The organism is Nocardioides panacihumi (assembly GCF_039530925.1).
Taxonomy (GTDB): Bacteria; Actinomycetota; Actinomycetes; order Propionibacteriales; family Nocardioidaceae; genus Nocardioides; species Nocardioides panacihumi.
In genome coordinates this window covers 564,459-580,246 of record NZ_BAAAPB010000001.1, presented here as the reverse complement: position 1 = coordinate 580,246, position 15,788 = coordinate 564,459, and the positions used below count along the sequence as shown (strand labels likewise).

The window sequence follows — 15,788 nt, the reverse complement described above, 5'->3', positions numbered from 1 at the left end:
CGCGTCATGGAGCGTGAGCCAGAAGAGTCGCCCGGGGAACTACCTGGAACACCCGGGGAACTACCTGGGTCGCTACCCGTTCGGTGAGCGACGTCACACGCGAGTCGCCTCTACTCGAACCGGATGACGCCGCGGATCAGCTCGCCGGCGACCAGGTCCTCGTAGCCCTGGTTGACCTCCTCGAGCTTGTACTCACGGGTGACCAGCTCGTCGAGCTTGAGCAGGCCGCTCTGGTACAGGCCGAGCAGCTTCGGGACGTCGTACTGCGGGTTGAACTGGCCGAAGATGCAGCCCTTGACCGTCTTCTGGAACATCGCGAGCTGCGCCGCGGGTAGCTGGATGCTGAGGTCCTCCCACGGACCCATCGCCGTGATGGCGACGGTGCCGGCCTTCCCGACGACGTTGAAGGCGTGGGTCACCACCTCGGGATTCACGTCGCCCACGATGACCATCGCCTTCTCGGCGCCCTGGCCGCTGGTCATCTCCCAGACGGCCTCGAGGGCGGTCTCGGCGTCGGCGAAGGCGTGGGTCGCGCCGAGCTTGAGGGCTGTGTCCCGCTTGAACGCGACCGGGTCGATGACCACCACGTTCTTCGCGCCGGCGGCCGCGGCGCCCTGCACGGCGTTGATGCCGACGCCGCCCGAGCCGTAGACGACCGCGGTGTCGCCGACCGTGACGCCCGCCGCGTTGACGGCGGTGCCCCAACCGGTCGGCACGCCGCAGGAGGCCAGGACGGCCTTCTCCAGCGGGTGCGACGCGTCGACCTTGATCACCGAGTGCTGCGACAGTGTGCCGAACTGCGAGAACGAGCCGACCGAGCACATGCCGCCCGCATCCTCGCCGTCCAGGCGGAACCTGAAGGTCCCGTCTGGCAGCTGGCCGTCGAGCAGGAACTCGCCGAGGTCGCACAGGTTCTGGTGCCCGGTGCGGCACCAACGGCACTCGCCACAGCTCGGGATGAAGCTGACCAGGACGTGGTCGCCGGCCTTGACCTTGGTGACGCCCGGGCCTACCTCCTCGACGACGCCGGCACCCTCGTGGCCGCCGACGATCGGCAGACGCGACGGGAAGTCGCCCTTCATGAGGTGGAGGTCGGAGTGACAGAGGCCCGCTGCGACATACCGGACGAGGACCTCGCCCTCCCGGGGGCCGTCCAGGTCGAGCTCGACGATCTCGAACGGCTTGCCGACCTCGGTCAGCACGGCGGCGGTGGTCTTCATGGCGCGGTCCTTGTCTGGTTCGTGGGAAGGCAATACGCCGACGCTAGGTTTCATGCGCACCGCCGTCGCCCTTCGCAGACAGCCGACACCCGAGTGGGGGACGTGCCGAGTCAGCCGTCGATGTCCCACTCCTTCGCCGCAGCGAGCAGGGACGCCGTGTGGAACACGATGAGCTCCCGGTAGCCGCCGGTCATCTCCCATGTGCCGGACCAACCTTTGGGTGCGACGAACCAGTCGCCGGGGCCGTAGGTGTCGACCCGCCCGTCCGCCGACGTCAGGACCGCCTGGCCGTGGAGCACGTGCACGTGCTCGTCGTAGGGCAGGTCGTCGAACGCCACCGAGCCCTCGTCGGACTCGTAGACGCACGTGGTGATGTCCTCCCCGGAGTACCACACGACGTTGCGGTTGGTCGCGATCGGGCGCGGCATCATCTCGGCCGGCCACATCGGCATCGGGGGGAGGTTCCTGCCGTCGAGGTGGTCGCGTCGCGCGGGGACGGGGTGGATCGTGGTCACTGGAAGTACTCCTTGTGGGCTGTGATGTAGTCGGCGAGCGTCTCAGCGGGCCGGCCGAGCATCCGGGCGAGGGTGTCGACGTGCTGCACTCCGGCGTACGACCCGGTCTCGTGGCTCAGGTAGGTCATGAGCTGGTCGAACGAGCCACCCATCGCCTCCCGCAGCGGCCGGTCGTCGTCGACGTAGGTCACGGCTTCGCCGAGGACCTCGGTGAAGACCCCCGCCAAGCCCGAGTAGTCGTGGCGCGTCGGCGAGGTGAGCACGTGCTCCTGCCCGACATGGTCCGCAGGATCACCGGACAGGACCTGCGCAAGGATCTCGGCGACGTCGCCCTCCGAGACCCACATGCGGGGGCAGTCGGTGCTGGCCGGCATGGCGACGCGGCGGTTCGCCTTGACGTCCGTGGCCACGAACGACGGCAGGTTGAACATCAGCCACGCTGGGGCGTTGACGTAGCAGACCGGGAGGCCGCTTGTGTCGAGCAGCGGCTTGGCGACAACGTGCAGCCCCGCTCCGCAGCGCGCGGCGACGTACGCCGGGTCGGCCTGCTCCAGGGTGAAACCAGGCGGCATTCCGAGCAGGCGCACGAGCAGCTCGACGGTGCCTGCCTTCCGAGCGGCCCGGATGATGTTCGGAGTCACCACCGACTCGTCGGTGACGATGTCCGGGGTGACCACGAGGACCCGGCTGACGCCCTTGATGGCCTCGACGACGCTGGCCTCCTCGTTCCAGTCGCAGAGCACGGCCTCGGCCCCGGGGAACCGTCGCTCCAGTCGATGGAGACCCGCCTCGCGGCTCGTCGCGAGCCGGAGGGTGAGGGGGTCGCTGCGATGCAGGTGGCCAGCGGTGAGGCCACCGAGGTTGCCGGTCGCGCCGAGGATCAATGTCTTTCCCATGGGACGAGTAGAGCCCCGGACCGCCGTCGTGCTGCGCCACAGGGCGAGCGACACCCCCAGGTGGGCAGGTCTGCGGGTCCGGGGCTCTCTCGAGACCCTCGCGGAGGATCAGGCGTTCGTGCGGGTGACCTTCGTGAGCGCCGAGAAGCCGAGCCCTCCGAGACCGGCTTCCTCGGCCTCGCCCAGGTTCTTCACCGCAGCCTCGAGAAGGCGGGCCTTGAAGCCAGCCTCCTGCATGACGCCGAGGGTGGCACGGCAGCCCTCGGCGTACACGCCGAGGTAGGCGCTGTCGGTCTCGTGCTGATCGTTCACGATCGCCGCCACGCACTCCTTGCCGGTCGCGGCGATGACCTGGAACGTCATCTCGCTGATCGCGTTGAGCGTCTCGGCATCGATGCCCTGGGAGAACGCGTAGGTCACGGCCTCGACGTAGGCGTTGAGCGCGGCGGAGTAGAAGCCGCCGACGACCGCGGCGTCGAGCACGCTCGCTGCCTTGATGTTGTCCGACACGAGCGCCGAGTAGGGGCCGGGGGTCATCAGGGCCTGCTCGTGCTCGGCCCATGCCTCCGGGGACCCCGAATAGAGGATCATGCCCTCCTCGGTCCCCACCTGCTGCGGGTAGCAGAGGATCGCACCGTCGAGGTAGCGGGCGCCGCGCTCGGTGGCCCAGGCCTGCATCTCCTCGGCCTGGCTCGGAGTGCCGGTCCCGATGTTGACCAGCGTGGTGCCGCCCCATTCGGTGACGCCCGCGAGTGACTCCCGGGTGGTGTCGTACGTGGAGGTGCAGGCGACCACGAGCCTGGCGTCGCGCACGGCGTCGGCGATGTCGCGCACCGGAGTGACGCCGTTCGACGCCAGTGCCTCGGCCTTCTCCGGCGACCGGTTCCAAGCGGCGGTGGTGAGGCCCTGAGCGGCGAAGTTGCGGGCCAGGGCGGCGCCCATCAGGCCGCAGCCGAGGACGGCCACGTCGTACGTCTTGGTGCTCTCAGTCATGTGTTCGCTTTCTGCTCGCAGTGGATGGGTCAGGACGCACGGGGACCGAGACGGACCGGGAGCGTGATGCGCTGGTTGGCGAAGTAGGACTCGGCGAAGGGCGCGTCGCCGATGATCTCCATCTGCGGGTAGCGCGACAGCGTCTCGCGGAGCATGGTCTGCAGCTCGAGCCGGGCCAGGGCGTTGCCGAGGCAGAAGTGGCGGCCGCCGGCACCGAACGCCTGGTGCTCGGGGTTGCGGGTGACGTCGAAGGTGTCGGGGTTCTCGTACTTGTCCTCGTCGCGATTGGCCGAGGGGTACCAGAGGACGACCGAGTCGCCCTCCTTGATCTCGGCGCCGTTGAGCTCGGTGTCCTTGGTCGCGGTACGACGCATCAGCGTGAAGGCCGGGAACATCCGCAGCGCCTCCTCGACCGCGCTGGGCACCAGCGACAGGTCGTCGAGCACCTTCTGGCGCTGGTCCGGGTTCTGCATCAGCGCGATCATGGCGCTGGTGAAGGTGGCCATGGTCGAGTCGTTGCCGGCCGCGAAGAGCAGCAGCATGCCGGCGATGATCTCCTCGTCAGTGAGCTTGTCGCCCTCGACCTCGGCCTTGATCAGGATGCTGATCAGGTCGTCCCCCAGGTTCGCCTTGCGCTGCTCGATGAGCTCGAAGCACTGCCCGATCAGGTCGGGGAGGAAGACGTTGATCCATTCCTCGAGGCCGCCCGGGTTGTAGTGCGGGTCGTCGATCGCGACGTAGCGGCTCATGTTGTGGATCCAGCGCGCGTCGTCCTCCTCGGGGATGCCCATGAAGCCGTGGATGACGCGAGCGACGATCGGCTTGGAGATGTCGTTGACCAGGTCGCAGGTCTCCTTGCCGTCGAGCCGGTCGAGCACGTTGGTGACCGCCGAGAGGACCTTCGCCTCCTCGGCCGCGACCCGCTCCTGCGTGAAGCCAGCGAGGAACAGCTGCTTGAGCCGGTCGTGCCGCGGCGGATCGAGGTTGATCATGTCGAGCTTCTGCGCCTCTTTGAGGTCCTCCGGCATGCCGTCCCAGGTAAGGTCGACCGCGCCGTCGCGGTTCGACGAGAACGTCTTCCAGTCCCGGCTGACCTTCGCAATGTCCTCGGCCTTGGTGATCGACCAGAAGCCCCTGGCCTCCGGAACGCCGACGACGCCGGACGAGTGGTGCACAGGACACTTGCCGCGCAGCTCCTTGAACACCTCGTGCGGGGGGCCGTCGACCCACAGCTCGGGGTTGGCGATGGTGAAGCTGTCGTCGTCGATGGCAGTCATGGGTTCCTCCCACGTCGGGGTCGTTTCGGGTATCGCGAACGTAGGTCGCGTGTCTGCACCGGATGTGACCCCGGCAACAGGTACGCCCGGTTGGGGGAGTGTCGAACGTCGACCGGCGACGCGGGCTCAGGCGCTCTCGGCATCCCAGGCGGCGGCCGTGATGCCGCGGGTGCGCACCTGGTCCTTGTTGACCCGCTCCGTCGGAGTCTTCGGCAGCTCGGCGACGATCTCGATGAAGCGCGGGAGCGCATGCTTGGGGAGGTCGACCGCTAGGAAGCCGCGTAGCGCGACGGGGTCGACGGTCGCGTCTTCGCGCAGCACCAGGAGAGCCGCGACGTCCTCCTCGCCGAGATCCGACGGCACGCCGATGACGGCCGCCTCGCGGACGTCCACGTGCTTGGTGAGCGCGAGCTCGACCTCCCAGGCCGACACGTTCTCGCCGCGGCGCCGGATCGAGTCCTTCAACCGCCCGACGTAGTACAGGTAGCCGTCCTCGTCCGAGCGCATCCGGTCACCCGTGTGGAACCAGAGGTTGCGCCAGGCCGCAACGGTCGCCTCCGGCTTGTTCCAGTAGCCCGCCATGATGATGTGCGGCGAACGAGGGCGCACGATCAGCTCACCGACCGCGCCGACCGGCACGGGCTTGTCCTCCGCGTCGACCAGCTGCGTCTCGAGCTCGGGGGTGGGCAGACCGACGGACCCGAGGCGGTTGCGCTCCGGTGTGTTGTGCGTGATGCACAGCGCCTCGGTCATGCCGTACATCTCGATCAGCTTGACGCCGTAGCGCTCCTCGAAGTTGCGCTGGAGTGCCGCCGGGACGCCACCGCCGGCTCCGATGACGGCCGGGTGGTCGCGGTCGGTGTCGGCGGGCTCTGCGGAGTACAGCATCGACAGCATCGTGCCGAGGTACGCGAAGTACGACGCATCGGCGTCTCGCACGTCGTCCCAGAACCTACTCACGCTGAACCGCTGGCCAAGGGCCATTCGACCACCGGTGAGCAGGGCAGCGAGGACGTAGGAGCGAGCGTCGGAGTGGAACAGTGGCTCGGGCGTGTAGCCGGTCTGGCCCGGCTGCAGACCCAGGGCGGCCGCGCCTCGGCGGGCCCAGACGACCTGGTACGCGTGAGGAAGCAGCACTCCCTTGGACGGCCCCGTGGTGCCCGACGTGTAGATCATCGTCGCGATATCGCTCTCGAGCGGCGGCTCGACGGTGCCGTCGCGCCCCAGCTCCACCAGTTCGCTGAACGTCAGGTGGCGGGTGGTGCTCCCGAACGGAAGACGGCCCTCGTCGGGGTCGATCAGCACGGCGAACTCGGGGGGCTCGGAGACCACCTCGGCGACCGAGCGCAGATACTCCGGGAGCCCGATCATCACTCGCGGGGTGCAGTCGCTGATCAGGTATTCGAGGAAGGCGCCGCGCGCCTCGGGGTTGATCGGGACGTCGATCATCCTGGCGGAGTCGATGCCCAACCAGGCGACCACGGTCTCGAGGCGGTTGTCCGACACGATCAGACCCCGGTCTCCGGGATCGAGACCCAGGGCTCGCAAGCCCGCCGCGACGGCGTGCACAGACTCGTACAGCTGCGCGCGTGAGCACTCCTTGCCGTCGATCAGGAGCACAGGAGCATCAGGTGCTCGCTCGGCCTGCTCCTGGAGCACGGCGAAGACGGTGGCGTCACCCATGATGGAGAGTCCCTTTCATAGGGCCGGCGGGCCGGCCCCGATCGAAGCAGTGCGCGCGGCGGTGGCTGAGAGGGCAGCCAACCCTCTCGGTGCCGATCGACGCCGTGCCGCTCGCCAACGGCACCCGGCTGGGGGAGAAGACGGGACGGCGTGGCTGCCATCCCCCGGCCGGGCGCCGTGACTCGGCAACGGAGCCGTCACTGACGGGGGTCGGCGACCATCGCCTCATGCCGAGTGATGTGAGGACGCGTGAGCAGCAGTGTGAAGTCGTTGTCGTCGGGGCGGGTGCCGCAGGCCTGGTCGCAGGTTCGACGCTGGCCGGGTCGGCCGACGTCGTCGTCCTCGAAGCCGCGACGAGACCGGGTGGCCGCGTCGAGTCGGTCCGACACGGTGACTACTGGCTCAACGTCGGCACCCAGTTCACCGAGGGTGAGGGTCCGCTCTTCGACGTAATGGACCGCTACGGGATCGAACGCGGGACTCTGGCCGGCCGGAAGGCGGCGCTGTACCTCGGGGGCCGGCTGGTGACCACCGACAACCCGCCGCTGCTTCTGCTGCGGTCCCGCATGCCGTTCGCCGCCAAGCTCGAGCTCGCGCGGGTCGGGCTGCGCATCAAGTACGCATGCCGCCGCCTGTTCGGGACTGACGCCGAGGCAGCGCGAGCGATCCAGACTCGCTTGGACTCCCAGTCCGGCACCGAAGCGCTGATGGTGGGCGTCCGGTCCCCTGAGATGGTCGCCCTCTTCGCCACCTGGGCCGGCCAGTGGATCGGCTGCGACCCCCACGAGACCGCCGCCACCCAGCTGGCGATCTCGATCGGCACCGCGCTGGAGAAGGCGGCCAAGGTCCCCAACTTCGCTCTGCCGGTCGGAGGCAATCAGACGTTCACCGACGCGCTCGCCTACGAGCTCGGCGACCGCTTGCGCCTGGGCGCCGAGGTCCAGCGGATCACCTGGACTGACGACAACGTGACCGTGGAGTACGTCGACGCGGACGGGCCGGTGCGCTTGAGGGCGAAGCGCGCCGTCGTCGCCACCCCGGCCGACTGCGCCCTCGGGATCATGCCTGACCTGCCGGAGGCCCAGCGCACGGCGCTGGCCGACATCAAGTACGGCCGCTACATCCTGGTCGGGCTCTTCACGAACGAGCAGGGCCCGCAGCGCTGGGACGACTACTACGGCATCTCGACACCCGAGCTGTCCTTCCAGATGTTGTTCAACCATGCGGCCCCGCTACGGGCCCAGGGCCCCCGAAAGCCGGGCGGCGCTCTGACGCTCTTCAGCGGCGGGTCCGCGGCCGACAAGCTCGCCCAGCTCCCTGATGAGGAGATCGAGGCCGGTTTCCTGCGCGACCTGATCACGATGTTCCCGGAGCTCGACGGTCAGATCGACAACGTGGTCGTGAAGCGGCAGCCGCGCGTGGTCTCCTTCTGGGAGCCGGGCAAGCGCGACGCATCGCAGACGACGCTGCGTAGGCCGCTCGGCCCGATCCGGTTCGCCGGCGACTACCTTGGCGACCCGTCCCTGGCGGCGGCCGCCGCCGCCGGCCAGCGCGCAGCGGTGAAGACGCTGGAGAGCCTGTCGTAGCTGGAGACGAGACGAGGGCGCGGCCAGCAGGTGCTGGCCGCGCCTCTCGTCTCGTTCAGAGGCTCAGAGGCCCATGTCGTGGGCGATGATCAGCTTCATCACCTCGGAGGTGCCGCCGTACAGCCGGTTGACCCGGTTGTCGGCGTAGAGGCGCGCGATCGGGTACTCGTTGATGAAGCCGTAGCCGCCGTGCAGCTGCAGACAGCGGTCGATGACGCGGTGGGCGACCTCGCTGCAGAAGAGCTTGGCGGACGCGGCCTCAGCAGCGGTGAGCTCGCCCGCGTCCAGTGCTTCGAGGGCGCGGTCGGTGACGGCCTCGGCCGCGTCGACCTCGGCCTGGCAGGCAGCAAGCTCGAACTTGGTGTTCTGGAAGCTGGACACGGCCTGGCCGAACACCTTGCGATCCGTCGCGTATGCCTTCGCGAGCTCGACCGCGGCCTTGGCCTGGGCGTAGGCGCCGTGGGCGATGCCCCACCGCTCGGAGGCGAGGTTCTTGCCGAGGTAGGAGAAGCCCTGGTTCTCATCGCCGAGGAGGTCCTCGGCGGGGACCGACACGTCGACGAACGCCAGCTCGGCGGTATCGGAGGTCCGCAGGCCGAGCTTGTCGAGCTTGCGCCCGACCGAGTAGCCGGGCAGCGATGTGTCGACCGCGAACAGGGAGATCCCGAAGCGACGGTCGTCCTCCTTGGCCGGGCTGGTGCGGGTCGCGACGATCACACGGTCGGCCAGAGCGCCCCCGGTGATGAAGGTCTTCGCACCGTTGAGCACGTAGTGGCTGCCGTCGGCCGAGAGCTTCGCCGTTGTCCGCATCCCGGCCAGGTCCGAGCCGGCGCCGGGCTCGGTCATGGCGAGCGCCCACATCTCCTCACCGGTGACGAAGCTGGGCAGGTAGCGGGCCTTCTGCTCGTCGGTGGCCAGCATCTGCAGGTAGGGGAGTGCGAGAAGGACGTGTGCGCTGGAGCCGCCCAGGAGGACGCCGACGCGGGCGATCTCCTCGTACTCGACGGCCGTGAACTTGTGCGTGGCCAGTCCCGCGCCGCCGTACTCCTCGGCCACCGAGATCCCGAACAGACCGAGCTCGCCGAGCTTGAGGTACAGGTCCTTGGGGACGACCCCTGCCGCGAACCACTCGTCGTAGTGGGGCAGCACCTCGGCCTCGAGGAACGCGCGCAGGGTCTTGCGGAAGGACTCGTGGTCGTCGTCGAAGACGGTGCGTTGCATGGGGACCTCAGCTCGTTCGGATACGTGGTTCGGCCGTCGAATGTAGGCATCCGCGCGACGGGTACTTGGTTTCCGACCACGCCCGTGCCCGGGTGGGGGATGGCCCGGCCGGTCGCCTGACCGTCGTGGCATCGAGCACCCCCCGGATGGGCAGTCTTCGGCGCTCCCGCCGCCGAGGTCCGTGACGCCGAAGGACAGTGGGCGCCGTACCTGCCTGAACGCAAGGAGAGGCCTCACCATGGCACTGAAGCTGACGCTGGATCTCGACGGATGCACCGGATGTGCCTGCTGCATGATGGAGTGCCCGGACCTGTTCGACATCGACGACGAGTCGGGCATGGCGATCCTCCTGGAGCCCACGCCGGCCGACGACCGTCTCGACGAGGCCGAGCGCGCCGTGCGCTCGTGCCCGGAGAACGCGATCTCCCTGGAGCGGGTCTGAGCATGGATCGCGTCGTGGTGGTCGGTGGGTCCGTCGCAGCGGTGAATGCCGTCGACGGTTTGCGGCACGCGGGGTTCGAGGGCGAGGTGACGCTGGTTAGCGCCGAGGAGGTGCTGCCCTACGACCGCCCGCCGCTGTCCAAGGAGGCGCTGCGCGAGGGGCATGAGCACCACACGCTCCTGCTCAAGGAGCCCGGTTGGTACGACGAGCAGGGCGTCCGCTTGTCCCTGGGCACGCGCGCCGTCGGTCTCGACGCGGTCAACCGGAGGGTGGCGTTGGAGGACGGACGCGAGCTCGGTTACGACGGCCTCGTCATCGCGACCGGGTCGCGGACCCGTGATCTTCCGCCGCTAGCGGGCGTGCCTGGCGTCTTCGAGGTCCGTACCCTGTCCGACTCCCTCGCCCTGCACGCCGAGCTGGTGCCGGGCCGCCACCTCGTCGTGATCGGTGCCGGGTTCATCGGTCTCGAGGTCGCGGCGACCGCCCGGAAGATGGGCCTGGACGTCTCCGTCGTCGAGATCGCCCACCTTCCGCTGACGCGCGTCCTCGGCACCGAGATCGGACGATGGTTCCTCGACCACCACACGGATCAGGGCGTGCGGGTGCACGTCGGCGCGGGCGTCGAACGTGTCGAGGTCACGACCGGCGGCACCAAGCTCCACCTGACCGACGGCATGGTGCTGTCGGCGGACCTCATCGTCGCGGGCGTCGGCGTCGTGCCCGACACGGGGTGGCTCGAGAGCAGTGGCCTCGAGCTCTCCGACGGCGTGGTGTGCGACGAGACGCTGCGGACCTCGGCTCCCGGCGTCGTCGCTGCCGGCGACATCGCCCGGTGGCCGAACGGCCTCTTCGGCGAGACCATGCGCGTCGAGCAGTGGCTCAACGCGGTCGAGCAGGGCACGCACGCCGCCCGGACCCTGATGGGGGAGACCAATGCGTTCGCCCCGGTTCCCTACTTCTGGTCTGACCAGTTCGACGCCAAGGTCAAGTTCGTCGGGCACGTGAACGGCGACGACTCGGTGCACGTGACCCAGCCCAGTGACTCCTCGCTCGTGGCGCTGTTCGGCCGGGGCGACCGACTGCGTGGCGCACTGTGCATCAACTCCCCGCGCCAGCTCGCGCTCTCCAAGCGCGACATCCTCAACGGCGTTCCGTTCGCCGACGCGGCGGCGGCGCTCGGCTGAGTGACCGACCCCGACTCCAGAAGGAAACCGATGACCGCGGACGGACTGCCCGAAGACCTGACCCTCGCCGACTTCCCCCTATGGGTGGACGGCCCGCCGCACGAGCTCTTCGCCGAGCTCCGCGCCAAGTGCCCGGTGCACTGGTCGCCGAACATCCCCGTGCTGCCGGAGGAGGAGGGCTTCTGGTCGATCACGAAGGCCGACGACGTCGTGAAGGTGAGCCGCGACTGGAAGACGTTCTCCTCCGAGCGCATGGGCATCGACATCACCAACCACCAGATCCCGATCGAGTTCGCCCGCTCGGAGTTCATCGGCATGGACCCGCCCAAGCACGACCGGATCAAGCAACTCTTCCTCAAGGGCTTCACCGTCGAGAGGATCGCGGAGCACGAAGGGTGGATCCGCGAGATCGTCACCACGGTGCTCGACCGCCTCGACGGCGAGGAGACCTGCGACCTGGTCAGTGCGGTCTCCCAGCCGATCGTCGCGCGGGTGATCCACCGACTCCTCGGCATCCCGCAGGAGGAGGACGTCAAGTGGGCCAACTACATGAAGCGCTACATGGGGCGTGACGACCCGGACCTCAACCCGGGCGGGATCCCGGCCTATGTGAACGAGCTTCTGCCCGAGCTGATGGCCGAGGTCACCCAGATGGTGGAGGCTCGTCGGGCGAACCCGACCGACGACCTGATCACGGTCCTCGTGAATGCCGAGATCGACGGGCTCACGCTCTCGGCCGAGGAGATCATGTACGGCACGCTCCTGCTCATTGGCGCCGGCAACGACAGCACCATGGCGACGTACGTCAGCGCGATGAAGGCACTGATGGAGAACCCCGAGGAGCGGCAGAAGGTGCTCGCCGACATGTCGCTCGTGCCGAGCGTCGTCGAGGAGGCGCTGCGGATGTTCCCTGCGTTCTCGATGATGCGGCGTACGGCGACCAGGGACCTCGAGCTCGGCGGCCAACTGATCAAGGAGAACGACAAGGTCGTCCTGTGGTATCCGTCGTCGAACCGCGACGAGGGCAAGTACGAGGACCCGGACCGGTTCGACGTCACGCGCAACCCCGAGCACCAGGCCTTCGGCGCAGGGGGCCGCCACTTCTGCCTCGGCAACGCGCTGGCGCGGCTCGAGCTGCGCCTGATGATCGAGGAGACGCTCAAGCGCTACCCGCAGATGCAGATCGTCGGCGAGGCGCCGTACGCCGAGTCGCTCTTCATCAACCAAGTCAAAGCGCTGCCCGTGAGGCTCGGCCCGCGGGCCTGAATCACGCGCTCAGGACAGCTCGAACCCGTAGTAGCCCGCGGCCGCGACGCCGTCAGCGATCTGCTTGTACATCCCGACCCCGCCGACGAACGGCATGAAGACGCGCTGCTTGCCGGGGATGTTCGCTCCCATGTACCAGGAGGCGGCCTGTGGCATCAGGGTCAGGTCGGCGAGGTCGTTGTTCGCCTGCACCCAGTTGTCCTCGTTCTCGGTCAGTGGCTCGATCCGGCTCAGACCGCGATCGCGCAGGCTGGTGAGGGCATCCGTGATCCACACGACGTGGTACTCCAGCGAGGTGATCACGTTGGAGAGCACCGAGGGGCTCTGCGGGCCGCAGATCGTGAACAGGTTGGGGAAGCCGGCCGACATCAGGCCGAGATAGGTACGCGGGCCGTGCTCCCACTTCGCGCGCAGCGTCCGGTCCGCGTTGCGGACCTCCATGGCGTCGAGCGCTCCGGTCATGGCGTCGAACCCGGTCGCCATGATGATCAGGTCGAGCTCATGCTCCGCGCCGCCGGCGCGGATGCCCCGTGCGGTCACCCGCTCGATCGGCTCCTCGGTGATGTCGACGAGCGTCACGTTGTCCTGGTTGTAGACCTCGTAGTAGCCGGTGTCGACGCACAGCCGCTTGGTCGCGATCGGGAACGTGGGAAGCAGCTTCTCCGCGACCGCAGGGTCCTCGACCTTCGCGCGGATCCGCTCGCGGACGTACGCCGACACGCGCTCGTTCGCAGCAGGGTCGATCAGCACGTCGTCGAAGGTGTCGGTGAAGCACAGGCCGCCGACGTCCCAGCGCTTGTCGAGCGCGGCGGAGGTCTCGGAGGCCGGGATCTCGGACAACGACGTGGTCTCGACCGGACACTGGTAGCCGCTCGGGGTCATCCGGCTCACCGCCCGGCGCGCCGGGTAGTCGGCCTTGACGGTCGGCAGGAGGTCGGCGACAGGACCGTTGTGCGCCGGGACCGCGTAGCAGGCGGTCCGCTGGAAGACGGTCAACGAACCGACGGCCGGCGCGATGGCAGTGATGGTCTGCAGCCCGGAGGAGCCGGTGCCGATGACGCCGACCCTCTTTCCGGCCAGGTCGACGCCGTCGGGCCAGCTCGAGGTCCAGTAGAGCTCGCCTCCGAAGTCGTCGAGGCCCACGATGCCCGGCCGCGAGGGGACGGACAGGCAGCCGGTCGCAGCGACGACGTACGACGCCGTGCGTGTCGTCCCGTCGGACGTCGACACCGTCCAGTGGCGGGCGACCTCGTCCCAGTCGAGCGCCTCCACCCGGGTGCCGAAGACGATGTCGCGGCGCAGGTCGAAGCGGTCGGCGACGTGACGGGCGTAGCGAAGGAGCTCCGGCTGGGCGGCGTAACGCTCGGTCCAGGTCCATTCCTGCTCCAGGTCGACGTCGAAGGAGTAGGAGTACTCGATCGACTCGATGTCGCAGCGCGCACCCGGGTAGCGATTCCAGAACCAGGTCCCACCGACGTCGTCGCCGGCCTCGATCACGACCACGTCGAAGCCGCGCTGGCGCAGCAGGTGCAGCTGGTACATGCCGGCGAAGCCGGCGCCGATGACCAGGACGTCGTGATCAGCCATGGAGGGACTCCTCGATCGAGGTAGAAGGAGCGGCGCAGGTGGTCAGGTGATCGCTCAGCAGTCGGATGCCCTCGTCGTAGCCGGGGAGGATTCCGGCCATCTGCATGAACCCGTGCATCTGGGTCTCGGCAACCTCGAGCTGCACCGGCACTCCGGCTTCGCGCAGTGCCTGGGCATAGGCGACGCCGTCGTCGTGCAGAGGGTCGTACGCCGCGAGGTAGATCAGAGCGGGTGGGAGGCCTGCCAACGACGGGGCGTGGATCGGTGAGGCCTCCGGGTCCGTGCGGGCGTCGGCGTCCGGGAGGTACTGGTCCCAGAACCAGATCATCGTCTCGCGGTCGAGGAAGAGCTGGTTCTCTTCAGCGACGTAGGAGGCGGTGTCCACGCGGCAGTCGGTGACCGGGTAGATCAGGATCTGGTGGTCGATGCGTGGCCCGTTCCGGTCCCGCGCGCGGAGCGCCAGGACGGCAGCGATGTTGCCACCGGCACTGTCGCCGGCGACGACCAGGGGGACGCCCGCCGGGGCGAGGTCGGAGGCCTTGTCCGCAACCCACTCGAGCGCGGTCCAGGCATCGTCGATCGCCGTGGGGAACGGGTGCTCGGGGGCTTTGCGGTAGTTCACCAGGACCACCGTGACCTGGGCGCCGTTGACCAGGTCACGGGCGACGTGGTCGTACTGCAGGTCGATGTCGCCGAGCACCCACCCACCGCCGTGGAAGTAGACGACGACGGCCCGCGGGCTCTGCGTAGGATGCAGCACGCGCACGCGGAAGGTGCCGCCGTCGGCGGCGGTCAGGCGAAGGTCCGAGACCGAGCCGACCGCGGGACCCGGCCCGCTGTGACCCGCAAGGATCATGTCACCCAGTCGGATGATGGCCGGCGTGAGCTCGCTGACGGGCGGCGTCCCGGCAGCCTCCAGCTCGTCCATGAAAGCGCGAGAGGCGCTGTCCAACGGCATGGTCATTGTGCGGTCAGACCGCCGTCGGTCACGAGGACCTGGCCGGTCATGTAGTCCGACGCCGAGGACGCCAGGAAGATCGCCGGGCCGGCGTACTCCTCGGGCTGCGACCAGCGCCCCGCAGGCACCTGCCTGCGGATGTAGTCCGCGACGCCCTCCTGGCCGAGCTGGGGCAGCATCGCCGTCTCGACGAAACCGGGGGCGAGCGCGTTCACCTGCACGTTCTTGCGCGCCCACTCCAGCGCGACCGCCTTGGTGAGACCCACGAGTCCGTGCTTGGCGGCGATGTAGGCGCTGTCGTCGCGCATCCCGACCAGGCCGAGGACCGAGGCGACGTTGATGACCTTGCCGCCGCCGTCCTTCAGGTACGGCGAGGCGGCCTTGGTCATCACCCAGCACGACTGGAGGTTGAGGTCGACCACGCGCTGGAACACGGCGAGGTCGGTCTTCTCGATCGGGGAGTCGTGGTCGTCGGCGGCGTTGTTCACGAGGATGTCGATGCCGCCGAGGGTCTCGGCCGCCCCGAGGATCGCGGCCTCGGCCGACTCCGGCGCGAGCAGGTCGGCGGCCAGGATGTCGATCGTGCCGTTGAACTCAGCCCCCAGCGCGGCGGTCTCCTTCAGGCCCTCCTCCGATCGGGCCGTGATCAGCACGTGTGCCCCCGCCTCGGCGTAGGCGAGTGCGATCGCGCGACCGATGCCGCGGCTGGCTCCGGTGACGATGGCTCGCTTGCCGGCGATGGAGAAGATGTCGGTGGTCGAAGTCATGAGGCGAGGATGCGTGTGCCGACCGCCCCGCAGTCGGCCTCGAGAGGCGGGGACCGCCCGGTTGGGTGATGTCTGCGGGCCCCCGCGTCGAACGGCCTCCCCCGGGTGGGCGTGTTTCCCGGGGATGGTCCTCCGCCCGGAGTCGGCGGCGGCAGCGTGGCCAGAAGATCTGTCCAGCTACCAGGAAGGACGT

Annotated in this window: 14 protein-coding genes; 4 read left to right on the top strand and 10 right to left on the bottom strand. The window is 68.8% G+C overall.

What is annotated here, in order from left to right; genetic code table 11:
• Positions 1-110 precede the first annotated feature (110 nt).
• From ABD205_RS02765 to ABD205_RS02740, 6 genes are all read right to left on the bottom strand, one after another.
• Entirely contained in the window at positions 111-1,220 is a 1,110-nt protein-coding gene (locus ABD205_RS02765) for an NDMA-dependent alcohol dehydrogenase (RefSeq protein ID WP_344042169.1), read from the bottom strand.
• Between the two features lie 110 nt (positions 1,221-1,330).
• A complete protein-coding gene (locus ABD205_RS02760; RefSeq protein WP_344042167.1) occupies positions 1,331-1,735 on the bottom strand; it encodes a cupin domain-containing protein in 405 nt (134 codons plus the stop codon).
• Positions 1,732-2,631 (bottom strand): NmrA family NAD(P)-binding protein, encoded by a 900-nt coding sequence (locus ABD205_RS02755; RefSeq protein WP_344042165.1) that lies wholly within the window; start codon positions 2,629-2,631, stop codon positions 1,732-1,734. Before ABD205_RS02755 ends, ABD205_RS02760 begins: the two co-directional genes overlap by 4 nt.
• A 108-nt stretch (positions 2,632-2,739) precedes the next feature.
• On the bottom strand, positions 2,740-3,624 hold the full coding sequence (locus ABD205_RS02750; RefSeq protein ID WP_344042163.1) for an NAD(P)-dependent oxidoreductase: 885 nt from the start codon (positions 3,622-3,624) through the stop codon (positions 2,740-2,742).
• A gap of 29 nt (positions 3,625-3,653) precedes the next feature.
• Complete coding sequence (locus ABD205_RS02745; RefSeq protein WP_344042161.1) at positions 3,654-4,901, bottom strand: cytochrome P450; 1,248 nt, start codon at positions 4,899-4,901, stop codon at positions 3,654-3,656.
• A gap of 126 nt (positions 4,902-5,027) precedes the next feature.
• Positions 5,028-6,584: an AMP-binding protein gene (locus ABD205_RS02740; RefSeq protein ID WP_344042159.1), complete on the bottom strand. Its 1,557-nt coding sequence runs from the start codon at positions 6,582-6,584 to the stop codon at positions 5,028-5,030.
• A gap of 227 nt (positions 6,585-6,811) precedes the next feature.
• Here ABD205_RS02740 and ABD205_RS02735 point away from each other — a divergent pair, with 227 nt between their 5' ends.
• Complete coding sequence (locus ABD205_RS02735; RefSeq protein ID WP_344042157.1) at positions 6,812-8,170, top strand: flavin monoamine oxidase family protein; 1,359 nt, start codon at positions 6,812-6,814, stop codon at positions 8,168-8,170.
• Positions 8,171-8,233: 63 nt separating this feature from the next.
• Here ABD205_RS02735 and ABD205_RS02730 read toward each other — a convergent pair whose 3' ends face one another.
• The gene (locus ABD205_RS02730; RefSeq protein ID WP_344042155.1) at positions 8,234-9,391 is read right to left on the bottom strand and encodes an acyl-CoA dehydrogenase family protein; all 1,158 of its coding nucleotides are present in this window, start codon (positions 9,389-9,391) and stop codon (positions 8,234-8,236) included.
• Between the two features lie 238 nt (positions 9,392-9,629).
• On the opposite strand from ABD205_RS02730, the gene ABD205_RS02725 reads away from it, so the two are divergent.
• Genes ABD205_RS02725 through ABD205_RS02715 form a run of 3 tightly spaced genes read left to right on the top strand, consistent with a single transcriptional unit; the run spans position 9,630 to position 12,283 of the window.
• Positions 9,630-9,833, top strand: a complete 204-nt coding sequence (locus ABD205_RS02725; RefSeq protein WP_344042153.1) for a ferredoxin — start codon at positions 9,630-9,632, stop codon at positions 9,831-9,833.
• Between the two features lie 2 nt (positions 9,834-9,835).
• Positions 9,836-11,017, top strand: a complete 1,182-nt coding sequence (locus ABD205_RS02720; protein WP_344042151.1) for an NAD(P)/FAD-dependent oxidoreductase — start codon at positions 9,836-9,838, stop codon at positions 11,015-11,017.
• A gap of 30 nt (positions 11,018-11,047) precedes the next feature.
• The gene (locus ABD205_RS02715) at positions 11,048-12,283 is read left to right on the top strand and encodes a cytochrome P450 (protein WP_344042149.1); all 1,236 of its coding nucleotides are present in this window, start codon (positions 11,048-11,050) and stop codon (positions 12,281-12,283) included.
• A gap of 9 nt (positions 12,284-12,292) precedes the next feature.
• On the opposite strand, the gene ABD205_RS02710 is transcribed toward ABD205_RS02715, so the two are convergent.
• From ABD205_RS02710 to ABD205_RS02700, 3 genes are read right to left on the bottom strand one after another with little or no spacing between them, the layout of a single operon-like run.
• Entirely contained in the window at positions 12,293-13,870 is a 1,578-nt protein-coding gene (locus ABD205_RS02710) for a flavin-containing monooxygenase (protein ID WP_344042147.1), read from the bottom strand.
• The gene (locus ABD205_RS02705) at positions 13,863-14,798 is read right to left on the bottom strand and encodes an alpha/beta hydrolase (RefSeq protein WP_344042145.1); all 936 of its coding nucleotides are present in this window, start codon (positions 14,796-14,798) and stop codon (positions 13,863-13,865) included. Before ABD205_RS02705 ends, ABD205_RS02710 begins: the two co-directional genes overlap by 8 nt.
• Positions 14,799-14,830: 32 nt before the next feature.
• The gene (locus ABD205_RS02700; RefSeq protein WP_344042143.1) at positions 14,831-15,595 is read right to left on the bottom strand and encodes an SDR family NAD(P)-dependent oxidoreductase; all 765 of its coding nucleotides are present in this window, start codon (positions 15,593-15,595) and stop codon (positions 14,831-14,833) included.
• Positions 15,596-15,788 lie beyond the last annotated feature (193 nt).

Excerpts from the sequence above, each read along its gene's own strand:
- ABD205_RS02765 (WP_344042169.1), bottom strand. The coding sequence starts at position 1,220 with ATGAAGACCACCGCCGCCGTGCTGACCGAGGTCGGCAAGCCGTTCGAG.
- ABD205_RS02755 (WP_344042165.1), bottom strand. The coding sequence starts at position 2,631 with ATGGGAAAGACATTGATCCTCGGCGCGACCGGCAACCTCGGTGGCCTC.
- ABD205_RS02750 (WP_344042163.1), bottom strand. The coding sequence starts at position 3,624 with ATGACTGAGAGCACCAAGACGTACGACGTGGCCGTCCTCGGCTGCGGC.
- ABD205_RS02745 (WP_344042161.1), bottom strand. The coding sequence starts at position 4,901 with ATGACTGCCATCGACGACGACAGCTTCACCATCGCCAACCCCGAGCTG.
- ABD205_RS02740 (WP_344042159.1), bottom strand. The coding sequence starts at position 6,584 with ATGGGTGACGCCACCGTCTTCGCCGTGCTCCAGGAGCAGGCCGAGCGA.
- ABD205_RS02735 (WP_344042157.1), top strand. The coding sequence starts at position 6,812 with ATGCCGAGTGATGTGAGGACGCGTGAGCAGCAGTGTGAAGTCGTTGTC.
- ABD205_RS02730 (WP_344042155.1), bottom strand. The coding sequence starts at position 9,391 with ATGCAACGCACCGTCTTCGACGACGACCACGAGTCCTTCCGCAAGACC.
- ABD205_RS02725 (WP_344042153.1), top strand. The coding sequence starts at position 9,630 with ATGGCACTGAAGCTGACGCTGGATCTCGACGGATGCACCGGATGTGCC.
- ABD205_RS02720 (WP_344042151.1), top strand. The coding sequence starts at position 9,836 with ATGGATCGCGTCGTGGTGGTCGGTGGGTCCGTCGCAGCGGTGAATGCC.
- ABD205_RS02715 (WP_344042149.1), top strand. The coding sequence starts at position 11,048 with ATGACCGCGGACGGACTGCCCGAAGACCTGACCCTCGCCGACTTCCCC.
- ABD205_RS02710 (WP_344042147.1), bottom strand. The coding sequence starts at position 13,870 with ATGGCTGATCACGACGTCCTGGTCATCGGCGCCGGCTTCGCCGGCATG.
- ABD205_RS02705 (WP_344042145.1), bottom strand. The coding sequence starts at position 14,798 with ATGGACGAGCTGGAGGCTGCCGGGACGCCGCCCGTCAGCGAGCTCACG.
- ABD205_RS02700 (WP_344042143.1), bottom strand. The coding sequence starts at position 15,595 with ATGACTTCGACCACCGACATCTTCTCCATCGCCGGCAAGCGAGCCATC.